Genomic DNA, 12,860 nt, shown 5'->3' with positions numbered 1-12,860 from the left:
CGTTGCTCTCCGACCTTACTCGGTGGAGAGCAGATCCATCGCGTGACGGTCCATCATATCCAAGGCACGGCCGCCGCCACGGGCGACGCAGGTCAGCGGATCTTCTGCGACGATCACCGGCAGTCCGGTTTCCTGGGCCAGCAGCTTGTCCAGATCGCGCAGCAGCGCGCCACCACCGGTCAGCACCAGGCCGCGCTCGGCGATGTCGGACGCCAGTTCCGGCGGAGATTGCTCCAAGGCGCTCTTCACCGCCTGAACGATGGTCGCCAGGGACTCCTGCAGGGCTTCCAGCACTTCATTGGAGTTCAGGGTGAAGCTGCGCGGTACGCCTTCGGCCAAGTTACGGCCACGGACATCGATCTCGCGGACCTCGCCACCCGGGAAGGCGGTGCCGATTTCCTGCTTGATGCGCTCGGCGGTGGATTCGCCGATCAGGCTGCCGTAGTTACGGCGCACGTAGGTGACGATGGATTCGTCGAAGCGGTCGCCGCCGACTCGTACGGATTCGGCGTAGACCACGCCGTTCAGGGAGATCAGGGCGATTTCGGTGGTACCGCCACCGATATCCACGACCATGGACCCGCGGGCTTCTTCCACGGGAAGACCGGCGCCGATGGCAGCCGCCATGGGCTCTTCGATCAGGAATACTTCGCGGGCGCCGGCGCCCAGGGCGGATTCACGGATGGCACGGCGTTCCACCTGGGTGGATTTGCAGGGCACGCAGATCAGGACGCGCGGGCTCGGCTGCAGGAAGCTGTTTTCGTGAACCTTGTTGATGAAGTACTGCAGCATCTTTTCGCAGACGCTGAAGTCGGCGATCACGCCGTCCTTCATCGGACGGATGGCGGAGATGTTGCCAGGAGTACGGCCCAGCATGCGCTTGGCTTCGGTACCTACGGCTACCACGCTCTTCTGGTTGCCGTGGTTACGAATGGCGACCACCGAGGGTTCGTTGAGGACGATACCGCGCTCACGCACGTAAATAAGGGTATTGGCAGTGCCCAGGTCGATCGACAGATCGCTGGAAAACATGCCACGCAGTTTCTTGAACATGGGAGAGGGACCCTAGGCAACGCGTGGGTAAAAAAGTGCGGCAAACTCTAACAATGACGGGGATTTTGGGCAAGGCGCCGATATGTTAAATTGCCTGTTTTTCCGGGCCACCAAGGCCCATCATCGCGGCCTTTGACCGCTCGTTCGCAGCACCGTTCCCCGCTCGATTCCCGCACGGTCGACTGCCCACGCAGGCCGCTTCTAGTTGGAGACCCCCGATGGCGCTTGAACGCTCCGACGTGGAAAAAATCGCCCATCTCGCCCGACTGGGCCTGAACGAGGCCGATATCCCGCGTACCACCGAGACCCTGAACAACATCCTCGGCCTGATCGACGCCATGCAAGCCGTGGACACCGACGGCATCGAACCCATGGCCCACCCGCTGGATGCCACCCAGCGCCTGCGCGCCGACAGCGTCACCGAGGAAAACCGACGCGAGGCCTACCAGGCCATCGCGCCGGCCGTCGAAAACGGCCTGTACCTCGTGCCTAAAGTCATCGAATAAGGAAAGGGTTCCCCATGCATCAACTGACCCTCGCCGAGATCGCCCGTGGCCTCGCCGCCAAGGAATTCTCCGCCGAAGAGCTGACCCGCGGCCTGCTGGCTCGCATCCACCAGCTCGATCCGCAATTGAACAGCTTTATCAGCATCACCGACGAACCGGCCATCGAACAGGCCAAGGCAGCCGACGCACGGCGTGCCGCCGGTGAGCAAGGCGCCCTGCTCGGCGCCCCTATCGCCCACAAGGACCTGTTCTGCACCGAAGGCGTGCTGACCAGCTGCGCCTCGAAGATCCTCGACGGTTTCAAGGCGCCTTACGATGCCACCGTCGTCGCCCGGCTCAAGGCAGCCGGCGCAGTCAGCCTCGGCAAGCTGAACATGGACGAGTTCGCCATGGGCTCCTCCAACGAGTCCAGCCACTACGGCGCAGTAAAGAACCCCTGGGCCCTGGACCGCGTACCCGGTGGTTCTTCCGGTGGTTCCGCCGCGGCCGTCGCTGCGCGCCTGGTGCCTGCGGCTACCGGCACCGATACCGGTGGCTCGATCCGTCAGCCGGCTGCCTTCACCAACCTCACCGGCATCAAGCCCACCTACGGCCGGGTTTCCCGCTGGGGCATGATCGCCTACGCCTCCAGCCTCGATCAGGGCGGTCCGCTGGCCCGTACCGCCGAGGACTGCGCGCTGATGCTCGGCGCCATGGCCGGATTCGACCCGAAGGACTCCACCAGTGTCGACCAACCGGTGGATGACTACCTCGCCAGCCTGAACCAACCGCTCGCCGGCCTGCGCATCGGCCTGCCGAAGGAATACTTCGGCGCCGGTCTCGACAGCCGCATCGCCGACGCGGTGCTGGCCGTTGTCGAAGAACTGAAGAAGCTGGGCGCCACCGTCAAGGAAATCAGCCTGCCGAACATGCAGCACGCCATCCCGGCCTACTACGTGATCGCCCCGGCAGAGGCCTCCTCCAACCTGTCGCGTTTCGACGGCGTGCGCTTCGGCTATCGCTGCGAAAACCCACAGAACCTGGAAGACCTGTACAAGCGCTCCCGCGCCGAAGGCTTTGGCGCCGAAGTGAAGCGCCGCATCATGGTCGGCACCTACGCCCTGTCCGCCGGCTACTACGACGCCTACTACCTGAAGGCGCAGAAGATCCGCCGCCTGATCAAGAACGACTTCGTCAGCGCTTTCAACGAGGTCGACGTGATCCTCGGCCCGACCACGCCAAACCCGGCCTGGAAACTCGGCGAGAAGAACAACGACCCGGTCGCCCAGTACCTCGAAGACATCTACACCATCACCGCCAACCTGGCAGGTCTGCCGGGGCTTTCCATGCCCGCCGGCTTCATCGATGGCTTGCCGGTCGGTGTACAGCTACTGGCGCCCTACTTCCAGGAAAGCCGTCTGCTCAACGTCGCCCACCAGTACCAGCAGGCGACCGATTGGCACACTCGTGCCCCGGCCGGATTCTGAGGAACACGTACATGCAATGGGAAACAGTGATCGGGCTGGAAATCCACGCACAGCTCAGCACCCAATCGAAGATCTTCTCCGGCAGCGCCACCACCTTCGGTGCCGAGCCCAACACCCAGGCCAGCCTGGTTGACCTCGGCATGCCCGGCACCCTGCCGGTGCTGAACGAAGCAGCCGTGCGCATGGCCTGCAAGTTCGGCCTGGCCATCGACGCCGAAATCGCCGAGAAGAACGTCTTCGCGCGCAAGAACTACTTCTATCCGGACCTGCCCAAGGGCTACCAGACCAGCCAGATGGATCTGCCGATCGTCGGCAAGGGCTTCCTCGACATCACCCTGGAAGACGGCACCATCAAGCGCGTCGGCATCACCCGCGCGCACCTGGAAGAAGACGCCGGCAAGAGCCTGCACGAAGACTTCCACGGCATGAGCGGCATCGACCTGAACCGTGCCGGCACCCCGCTGCTGGAAATCGTTTCCGAACCGGACATCCGCAGCGCCAAGGAAGCGGTCGCCTACGTCAAGGCCATCCATGCCCTGGTGCGCTACCTGGGTATCTGCGACGGCAACATGGCCGAAGGCTCGCTGCGCTGCGACTGCAACGTCTCGGTCCGCCCGAAAGGCCAGGCCGAGTTCGGCACCCGTGCCGAGATCAAGAACGTCAACTCGTTCCGCTTCATCGAGAAGGCGATCAACCACGAAGTGCAGCGGCAGATCGAACTGATCGAGGACGGCGGCAAGGTGGTGCAGGAAACCCGCCTGTACGACCCGAACAAGGACGAAACCCGCTCCATGCGCAGCAAGGAGGAAGCCAACGACTACCGTTACTTCCCCTGCCCCGACCTGTTGCCGGTGGTGATCCAGAAGAGCTTCCTCGACGAAGTGCGCGCTCAACTGCCGGAACTGCCCAACCAGAAGCGCGAACGCTTCCAGAGCGAGTACGGCCTGTCCGCCTATGACGCCAGCGTGCTGTCCGCCAGCCGTGAAATGGCCGACTACTTCGAAGTCGTGCAGAAGGTTTGTGGTGATGCCAAGCTGGCCGCCAACTGGGTGATGGGCGAACTCTCCAGCCTGCTCAACAAGGATGGCCTGGAAATCGAGCAGTCACCGGTTTCCGCCGATCAACTGGGTGGCATGATCCTGCGCATCAAGGACAACACCATTTCCGGCAAGATCGCCAAGATGGTCTTCGAAGCCATGGCCGCCGGCGAAGGTTCCGCCGACGAGATCATCGAGAAGAAAGGCCTGAAGCAGGTCACCGACACCGGCGCCATCGAGTCCATGCTCGACGAAGTGCTGGCTGCCAACACCGCCCAGGTCGAACAGTACCGCGCCAGCGATGAAGCCAAGCGCGCCAAGATGTTCGGTTTCTTCGTCGGCCAGGCGATGAAAGCTTCCAAGGGCAAGGCCAACCCCGGCCAAGTGAACGAATTGCTCAAGAAGAAGCTCGAAGGCTGACACCATTAAGGACGCCGGGCTTGCCCGGCGTTTTCTTGTCCGAGGTATTCGGCATGTTTCGATCCCTGTTCTGGCTCCCGGCGCTTGCTCTCCTGCTGGCCGGCTGCAGCACAAGCCCTTTCGGAGGCGGTAGCGAGTCTGGCCACGACTACCGCGCCGAAGGCAAGGCGTCCTATTACGGCGCCAGGCACCATGGCAAGCGCACCGCCAGTGGCGAACGCTTCGACCAGCACGCCCTGACCGCCGCACACCGCACCTTGCCCTTCGGTACCCGGGTGAAGGTCACCAACCTCAATAACGACCGCTCGGTGGTGGTGCGCATCAATGATCGCGGCCCCCATGTTCGTGGCCGCATCGTCGACCTCTCCCGCGAAGCGGCCGAACGCCTGGGGATGCTGCGCGCCGGCGTGGTTCCGGTGCGCGTGGAATCCCTCGACTGACTGGAGAATCGCAATGAATGAAGAACGCAAATCCGGCCTGCAGGTACGCCGGGAAGTCATGGGCGACGCTTTTGTCGACCGCGCCCTGGGCAATGCCACCGAATTCACCCAGCCGCTGCAGGACTTCGTCAACGAACACGCCTGGGGCGGCGTGTGGAACCGCGAGGGCCTGCCGCGCAAGACCCGCAGCCTGATCACCCTCGCCGCCCTCACCGCGTTGAAATGCCCGCAAGAGCTGAAAGGCCATGTACGCGGTGCGCTCAACAACGGATGCACAGTCGAGGAAATCCGCGAAGCGCTGCTGCACTGCGCGGTCTACGCCGGCGTTCCTGCCGCCATCGATGCCTTCCGCGCCGCCCAGGAAGTCATCGACGACTACCAGAAGGCCTGACATTTTTCGTAGGGTGGGCTTCAGCCCACCTTGCCTTCCCGCCGCCTAAGTCGACCCTCGATAAACAGCGTGGGCTGAAGCCCACCCTACCGCTTCCCGCGCCGGACTCAGATCCAGCCCGCCCACTGCAACAGGAACAAGCCGATATTGGTGGTCACCACGGCCGCCAGGGTGGTCATCACAATGATGGCCGCTGCTAGCTCATGGTTGGCGTTCACCGCGCGGGCCATCACGAAACTCGCCGCCGCGGTGGGGCTGGCGAAGTAGAGGAAGAGGATCGCCAGGTCGGCATCGCGGAACCCCCATAACCAGGCGCCGAAGGTTGCCAGGATAGGCAACCAGACCATTTTCATCAGGCTGGCGCTGATGGCGATCTTGCCGCTGGAACGCAAGGACGCCAGCGACAGGGTCCCACCGATGCAGATCAACGCCAGGGGCAAGGTCATCTGTGCGAAATACTCGCCCGAAGTAATCAGCCAGGCCGGCAACGGCAATTGCCAGTACGCCACCGGAAGCGCGGCCAGTACACCGATGATCAGCGGGTTGCTGATGATGCTCCTGGCAAGACTCACGGGGTCGCTCTTGGCATCCGGGCTGTAGATCGCCAGGACGATGGACGACAGCGTGTTGTAGCTGAGGATCACCACCCCGCCGAGGATACTGCCCACCGATAGGCCGTAATCGCCGTACATGCTGGTGGCCAGGGCCAGGCCAACGATGCCGTTGTTGCCGCGAAAGGCGCCCTGGGTATAGATGCCGCGATCCGCCGCCGGACAGCGCAGGATGGCCCAGCCCCAGCCAATCAGGAAGCACACCAGGGTCGCCGCGACGAAATAGCCAATCAGCTCCGGCCGTAGCGCCGTGCGCAGGTCCGCCTGGACGATCCCGAGGAACAGCAGGGTCGGCATGGTGCCCTTGAACACCAGCGACGACGCGGTATTGATGAAGGCGGTATCGATCCAGCCGAGGCGCTTGAGGCCCACGCCCAGGAACAGCATGGAGAACACCGGCGCGGTGATGCTGAGGGTCTGCTGGACGACGGCGAGCATGGGTGAACCTTGGCGGCGGGAATAGATAGGCGGCTAAGGATACCAATTACGGCGGGGAAATGGCTTTCGCGGGGCTTGCAGAATCAGGGGCGGAACATCTTTGTAGGGGCGAATGAATTCGCCCCTACAAACAAAGAGCAGACCGGGACGGGATCAGCGCCTTACCGGCCGCTTCTGCAGTTTGCGCTGCAAGGTCCGGCGGTGCATGCCGAGGGCACGGGCGGTGGCGGAGATATTGCCGTCGTGCTCGGCCAGCACGCGCTGGATGTGTTCCCACTGCAGGCGATCCACCGACATCGGGTTTTCCGGCACCAGGCTGTCCAGGTCGGCGTGTTCGGAAAGCAGCGCGGTCAGTACATCGTCGGCGTCGGCCGGCTTGCACAGGTAATTGGTGGCGCCGCGTTTGATCGCCTCCACCGCGGTGGCGATGCTCGAATAGCCGGTCAGGATCACGACGCGCATCTCGGCATCCAGTTCCAGCAGCTTGGGCAACAGCACCAGGCCGGAATCACCGTCCATCTTCAGGTCCAGCACGGCGTAGTCGGGCAGGTCTTCCTTGGCCAACTGCAGCCCTTCTTCGGCGGAACCGGCCACCGTCACTCGCAGACCGCGACGCGTCATGGCCCGCGCCATGACGCGGGTGAAGGTGGCGTCATCGTCCACCAGCAGCAGGTGGGGTTGCTCTTCGCCTTCGATCAGGGGTTCGTCAGTCATCTCGCTTCCTCTTCGTCAAGGCACTCAGGCGACGCCATAGGTGCGCGGCAGGCGCAGCTCGGTCAGGGTGCCGCCTTCTTCATGGTTATAAAGTTTAACCGTACCGCCGGCGCGGGTAACGCTGGCCTGGCTCAGGAACAGGCCGAGGCCGAAACCCTTGCCCTTGGTGGTGAAGAACGGCCGGCCAAGCTGCTCCGCGATGGCCAGGGGTACACCGGCACCGTGGTCGCGGATGGTCAGGACCATCCATTGGTGATCCCAGTTGACGCGGATGTCGAGCTTTTCCGGACAGGCATCGGCCGCGTTGTTGAGCAGGTTCAACAGCGCCTGGGTGAGGTCGGCCGGGGGTTTCAGCCTCGGCGCCACACCAAGCCCCATGCACTGGTAGCGGTAGGTGGCTTCCGGGCGCATCAGGTGCCAACGGTTGAGCGTGACTTCCAGCCACTCGATAACCGATTGCTCCACCACCGCCTGGCGACGATCCGCCTCTGCTGCGCGCACCAGTTGCTGCAGCGTGTCCTTGCAGAGCATGACCTGCTCCTGCAGCAGGGCCAGGTCGTCCTGCAGGCCTGGCTTGTCGCCATATTCCTGGCGCAGCTCCTTGAGCAGCACGCTCATGGTCGCCAACGGTGTACCCAGCTCATGGGCGGCACCGGCAGCCTGAGTGGCCACCGCCAGCAGTTGCTGGTCGCGCATGCTTTCCTCGCGACGCACCGCCTGCAGCTGATCCTGGCGCCTCAGCTCTTCAGCCATGCGTGCGACGAAGAAGGTGATCAGCGCGGCCGCCAGGGCAAAGCTCAGCCACATGCCGTAGATCAGCAGCGACTCACGCTGGCCGGTGGGCATTTCCAGCGGATGGAACAGCACCAGCAGCAGGGTGTAAGCCGCCAGCGCGAGGCCCGCGAGCGTGAGGGTGTAGAGCCAGGGCAGGGTTGCCGCTGCGATGGTCAGCGGGACCAGGTAATAAGAGACGAAGGGGTTGGTCGAGCCCCCGGAGAAATACAGCAGCACGCTGTGGATAACCAGGTCGAGGCCAAGCTGGACGGCATATTCCAGCTCGGTCACCGGCCAGGGCCCGCGCAAGCGCAGTGCCGTGCCGACGCAGAGCACCAGCGAGACGCCGAGGGTCAGGCTCAGGGCCAGCCAGGGCAATTGCAGCAGTTGAGCCTTGTAGGCAAGGCCGACCGAGCCGGCCTGGGCGGCCAGGACAAGGATGCGGATCAGGGTCAGCCGCAGCAGGTTCTGGCGGCTGGCAGACAGTAGCTGTACGGGTTCGAGCATGGGCACTCCCTGGAATCGCCGGAGTATAACCAAGGCGGACCGGGGATCGCCTCTGCGGCAACTCGCCGCAGCGGCCCCTTCGAGCTCGCTGGGCCGGCCTGCGGTCTGCTTGGTGAATGAATTCGCCCCCACAAGGTCATCAAAAAGCCAGCATTGGCTGGAACATCTGTTCCAACTGTTGGTCAATTTGCGTCGTCGTTAACCCGAATGGCCGGTTACCCTCGTCCCATACGGAGAAATACCGCGCAACCCGCGCGGAAACCTGTCCCACAAGGAGTCGTCATGCCCAAGTTCACTCGCCTCGCCGCCGCCCTCGCCCTTTGCGCCGCCAGCCTCGGCAGCCTCTCGGCCCAGGCCGGCGACGATGTCCACTACAACCAGGTGGCCGTGCGCGCCGAGGTCAGCCAGGAAGTGGCCCACGACCTGATGCACGTCACCCTCTACAGCGAATCGCAGAATACCGACCCGGCCAAGCTGGCGGACGAAATCACCCGCACGCTCAACGCCGCAGTGGAAAAGGCCCGCAAGACCAAGGGTGTCACTGTCAGCCTGGGCAGCCGCAACAGCTACCCGGTGTATGACGAGAAAGGCCAGAAGATCACCGCCTGGCGCGAGCGCGCCGAAGTGCGCCTGGAAAGCGCCGACTTCGCTACGCTCTCCCAACTCAGCGCCGATCTGCTGGGTCAGCTGAAAATGGCCGGGATGAACTTCAGCATCGCAGACAAAACCCGCAAGACCCATGAAGACGATCTGATCAAGCAGGCTGTCGATGCCTTCAAGGCCCGCGCCCAGCTGGCTACCAGTGCCCTGGGCGGCAAGGGCTACAAGCTGGTCAACCTGAGCCTGAACAGCGCCGGTTTCCAGCCGCCGCAGCCGATCATGATGCGCGCCATGGCCGCCAAGGGTTACGCCGACGGCGCTGCCGTTCCCGAGATCGAGGCCGGCACCAGCCGCGTCAGCGTCAGCGCCGATGGCACCATCGAAGTGCAGATGCCCTGATCCAAAACAGGGCGCCGCGGCCTTTCGGGGCGGCGCCCTCTCCCCTCCTCAGGCTTGAATTTGCAAAATTGCGACAAGCCCTTACAGCTTTATCCCGCCGACTACACTCTTTCCGGTCCAGCTATTGCGCCGGGCATATGCCCTGCATAGCTTCTCGCAAGGCCCCCACAAAGGGCCCCTCACGATGACAAACAGAATAAACATGAGGTCAACATGCGTAAAAACGCCGTCATCCAGGCACTTGTCGCCGCTGGGCTGATCGCCAGCGCGCCCTTCGCCAGCGCTGCAAGCAACCTGGTGTTCTGCTCCGAAGGCAGCCCCGCCGGTTTCGATCCGGGCCAATACACCACCGGCACCGATTTCGACGCCGCCGCAGAAACCGTCTTCAACCGCTTGAGCCAGTTCGAGCGTGGCGGCACTGCGGTGGTCCCGGGCCTGGCCGAGAAGTGGGATGTCTCTCCCGACGGCCTCAGCTACACCTTCCACCTGCGCAAGGGCGTGAAGTTCCACACCACCGAGTACTTCAAGCCCACCCGCGATTTCAACGCCGATGACGTGCTCTTCACCTTCCAGCGCATGCTCGACAAGGAACATCCGTTCCGTAAGGCGTACCCCACCGAGTTCCCTTACTTCACCGACATGGGGATGGACGCCAACATCGCCAAGGTCGAGAAGATCGACGCCAACACCGTCAAGTTCACCCTCAACGGCGTGGACGCCGCGTTCATCCAGAACCTGGCGATGAGCTTCGCCTCCATCCAGTCCGCCGAGTACGCCGACCAGTTGCTGAAGTCCGGCAAGGCTGCCGACATCAACCAGAAGCCCATCGGCACTGGCCCCTTCGTCTTCAAGCGCTACCAGAAGGACGCCCAGATCCGCTTCACCGGCAACAAGGACTACTGGAAACCCGAGGACGTGAAGATCGACAACCTGATCTTCGCCATCAACACCGACGCCTCGGTGCGCATGCAGAAGCTCAAGGCCGGCGAATGCCAGGTCACCCTATTCCCGCGTCCGGCCGACCTGGATGCACTGAAGAAAGACAGCAACCTGAACATGCCGTCGCAGCCGGGCTTCAACCTCGGCTACATTGCCTACAACGTCACCCACAAGCCGTTCGACAAGCTTGAAGTGCGCCAGGCGCTGGACATGGCGGTGAACAAGAAAGCCATCATCGACGCCGTCTACCAGGGCGCCGGCCAGCTCGCCGTCAACGGCATGCCGCCGACCCAGTGGTCCTACGACGAGACCATCAAGGACGCCGGCTACAACCCGGAGAAGGCCAAGGAACTGCTGAAGGCCGCCGGGGTTGCCGAAGGTACCGAGATCACCCTCTGGGCCATGCCGGTCCAGCGTCCGTACAACCCGAACGCCAAGCTGATGGCCGAAATGCTCCAGTCCGACTGGGCCAAAGTGGGCATCAAGGCCAAGATCGTCACCTACGAGTGGGGCGAGTACATCAAGCGCGCCAAGGGTGGCGAGCATGACGCCATGCTGATTGGCTGGAGCGGCGACAACGGTGACCCGGACAACTGGCTGGGCACCCTCTACGGCTGCGACGCCGTGGATGGCAACAACTTCTCCAAATGGTGCGACGCCAGCTACGACAAGCTGATCAAGCAAGCCAAGGCCACCCCGGACCAGGCCAAGCGCACCGAGATGTACAAGCAGGCCCAGCACATCCTGAAAGACAACGTGCCGATCACCCCGATCGCCCACTCCACTGTCTACCAGCCGATGCGCAAGAACGTGCAGGACTTCCTGATCAGCCCGTTCGCGCTCAACTCCTTCTATGGCGTGAGCGTCGGCAAGTAAGCCGGCAAACGGGGCCTTCGGGCCCCGTTTTCATTTCTGCCCCAAGGAAGTCCGATGCGTCGAAGCCTGCTGACCCTCGCTCTCTGCCTTCCCCTCTACACAGCCGCCAGTCAATCCCTGGTCGTCTGCACCGAAGCCAGCCCCGAAGGCTTCGACATCGTCCAGTACACTGCCGCCACCACGGCCGATGCCTCGGCCGAGACGGTCTTCGACCGCCTGGTGCAGTTCGCGCCCGGCAGCACCCGGCTGCAACCGGGATTGGCGGAAAGCTGGAGCATCAGCCCTGACGGCCTCGTCTACGAGTTCCAGCTACGCAAGGGCGTTACCTTCCACAGCACGTCCTGGTTCACTCCCAGCCGTGAACTCAACGCCGACGACGTGCTCTGGAGTTTCCAGCGCCAGCTCGACCCGGCTCATCCCTGGCGCACGCTGTCCCCGCGCGGCTTCCCCTATGCCGAATCCATGGCCTTCGCGCAGTTGATCGAGCGCATCGAGAAGCTCGACGACCACCGCGTGCGTTTCACTCTGAAACACCCGGAGGCGCCCTTTCTCGCCGACCTGGCCATGGGCTTCACCTCCATCTATTCCGCCGAATACGCCGACCAGTTGCTGAAAGCTGGAAAGCCGGAACAGCTCAACCGCGAACCGGTCGGCACCGGCCCGTTCGTCTTCGAGCGCTACCGCAAGGATGCGCAAATCCGCTTCCGCGCCAACACGCACTACTGGGCAGGCAAACCTGCGATCGACCGTTTGCTGTTCGCCATCACCCCCGATCCCAACGTGCGCGTACAGCAACTCAAGGCCGGCGCCTGCCAGATTGCCGTCTATCCGCGCCCGACTGATATCGACGCCCTGCGCCAGGACCCGGCCTTGCAGGTTCTGGAACTGGACTCCCTACTCGTCGCCTACGTCGGCATCAACACCCGCCATCCGCCGCTCGACGACGTGCGGGTACGCCAGGCCATCAACCTCGCCTTCGACACCCGCGCCTACCTGCGCGCCCAATATGGCGAAGGGAATGCCAGCATCGCCGTGGCGCCCTACCCGGCCAGCATGCTGGGCTTCAACGACAAGCTGAACCCTTGGCCTCACGACCCGGAAAAAGCGCGGCAACTGCTGGCCGAAGCGGGTCACAAGGACGGCTTCAAGCTGAGCATCTGGACCCGCCCCGGCGGCGGACCGACCAACCCCAACCCGGGCATTGGCGCGCAGATGCTCCAGGCAGACCTGGCCGCCATCGGCATCAAGGCAGACATTCGCGTGTATGAATGGGGCGAGCTGATCAAACGAGCCAAGAACGGTGAGCACGACCTGGTGTTCATGGGCTGGGCCGGCGACAACGGCGACCCGGACAACTTCCTTACACCCAACCTGTCCTGCGCCGCGGCCCAATCAGGCGAGAACCAGGCCGGCTGGTGCAACCCGGCGTTCGATGGGTTGATCCGCGAAGCCCGCGCCATCAGCGATACGACCCGCCGTGCCGAGCTCTATCGAAAGGCGCTGGCGATCTTCCACGAGCAAGCACCGTGGATAACCCTCGCGCATCCCAAGCAGTTCGCCGCCGTGCGCAAAGGTGTGGACGGGTTCCAGCTGAACCCGATGGGATCGAACAACTTCGCGCGGGTGAAGGTGAACCCGTAGGCCGCTTCCCTGTTGGGGCGAACTCATTCGCTCTGTCTGCGTTAGCTA

Annotated in this window: 12 protein-coding genes; 8 read left to right on the top strand and 4 right to left on the bottom strand. The window is 63.4% G+C overall.

The features are described 5' to 3' along the window. Positions 1-15 precede the first annotated feature (15 nt). A complete protein-coding gene (gene mreB / locus FFS60_RS03090) occupies positions 16-1,053 on the bottom strand; it encodes a rod shape-determining protein MreB (protein WP_028628509.1) in 1,038 nt (345 codons plus the stop codon). A 218-nt stretch (positions 1,054-1,271) separates the two neighbouring features. On the opposite strand from mreB, the gene gatC reads away from it, so the two are divergent. Genes gatC through FFS60_RS03065 form a run of 5 tightly spaced genes read left to right on the top strand, consistent with a single transcriptional unit; the run spans position 1,272 to position 5,313 of the window. Next, entirely contained in the window at positions 1,272-1,559 is a 288-nt protein-coding gene (gene gatC, locus FFS60_RS03085; RefSeq protein WP_137821107.1) for an Asp-tRNA(Asn)/Glu-tRNA(Gln) amidotransferase subunit GatC, read from the top strand. A 14-nt stretch (positions 1,560-1,573) separates the two neighbouring features. Beyond that, positions 1,574-3,025, top strand: a complete 1,452-nt coding sequence (gene gatA, locus FFS60_RS03080) for an Asp-tRNA(Asn)/Glu-tRNA(Gln) amidotransferase subunit GatA (RefSeq protein WP_137821106.1) — start codon at positions 1,574-1,576, stop codon at positions 3,023-3,025. Between the two features lie 11 nt (positions 3,026-3,036). After that, complete coding sequence (gene gatB / locus FFS60_RS03075; RefSeq protein WP_137821105.1) at positions 3,037-4,482, top strand: Asp-tRNA(Asn)/Glu-tRNA(Gln) amidotransferase subunit GatB; 1,446 nt, start codon at positions 3,037-3,039, stop codon at positions 4,480-4,482. 53 nt (positions 4,483-4,535) lie between these two features. Next, entirely contained in the window at positions 4,536-4,922 is a 387-nt protein-coding gene (locus tag FFS60_RS03070) for a septal ring lytic transglycosylase RlpA family protein (RefSeq protein WP_028628513.1), read from the top strand. 13 nt (positions 4,923-4,935) lie between these two features. After that, the gene (locus tag FFS60_RS03065; RefSeq protein ID WP_028628514.1) at positions 4,936-5,313 is read left to right on the top strand and encodes a carboxymuconolactone decarboxylase family protein; all 378 of its coding nucleotides are present in this window, start codon (positions 4,936-4,938) and stop codon (positions 5,311-5,313) included. A 107-nt stretch (positions 5,314-5,420) separates the two neighbouring features. On the opposite strand, the gene FFS60_RS03060 is transcribed toward FFS60_RS03065, so the two are convergent. The 3 genes from FFS60_RS03060 to FFS60_RS03050 all read right to left on the bottom strand — a co-directional run bounded on the left by FFS60_RS03060 (position 5,421) and on the right by FFS60_RS03050 (position 8,357). Then, the gene (locus tag FFS60_RS03060) at positions 5,421-6,362 is read right to left on the bottom strand and encodes an AEC family transporter (protein WP_137821104.1); all 942 of its coding nucleotides are present in this window, start codon (positions 6,360-6,362) and stop codon (positions 5,421-5,423) included. 153 nt (positions 6,363-6,515) lie between these two features. Next, the gene (locus FFS60_RS03055) at positions 6,516-7,076 is read right to left on the bottom strand and encodes a response regulator transcription factor (RefSeq protein WP_028628516.1); all 561 of its coding nucleotides are present in this window, start codon (positions 7,074-7,076) and stop codon (positions 6,516-6,518) included. Positions 7,077-7,100: 24 nt separating this feature from the next. Further along, positions 7,101-8,357 (bottom strand): ATP-binding protein, encoded by a 1,257-nt coding sequence (locus tag FFS60_RS03050; protein WP_028628517.1) that lies wholly within the window; start codon positions 8,355-8,357, stop codon positions 7,101-7,103. Between the two features lie 282 nt (positions 8,358-8,639). On the opposite strand from FFS60_RS03050, the gene FFS60_RS03045 reads away from it, so the two are divergent. The 3 genes from FFS60_RS03045 to FFS60_RS03035 all read left to right on the top strand — a co-directional run bounded on the left by FFS60_RS03045 (position 8,640) and on the right by FFS60_RS03035 (position 12,812). Then, positions 8,640-9,356 (top strand): SIMPL domain-containing protein, encoded by a 717-nt coding sequence (locus FFS60_RS03045; protein ID WP_028628518.1) that lies wholly within the window; start codon positions 8,640-8,642, stop codon positions 9,354-9,356. Positions 9,357-9,569: 213 nt separating this feature from the next. Then, positions 9,570-11,171, top strand: a complete 1,602-nt coding sequence (locus FFS60_RS03040) for an ABC transporter substrate-binding protein (protein WP_137821103.1) — start codon at positions 9,570-9,572, stop codon at positions 11,169-11,171. 54 nt (positions 11,172-11,225) lie between these two features. Continuing rightward, on the top strand, positions 11,226-12,812 hold the full coding sequence (locus FFS60_RS03035; RefSeq protein WP_137821102.1) for an ABC transporter substrate-binding protein: 1,587 nt from the start codon (positions 11,226-11,228) through the stop codon (positions 12,810-12,812). The last annotated feature ends 48 nt before the right edge of the window (positions 12,813-12,860 follow it).

The organism is Pseudomonas sp. D(2018) (assembly GCF_005502555.1).
Classification (GTDB): Bacteria; Pseudomonadota; Gammaproteobacteria; order Pseudomonadales; family Pseudomonadaceae; genus Metapseudomonas; species Metapseudomonas resinovorans.
This window is presented reverse-complemented; position numbering and strand designations above follow the sequence as displayed.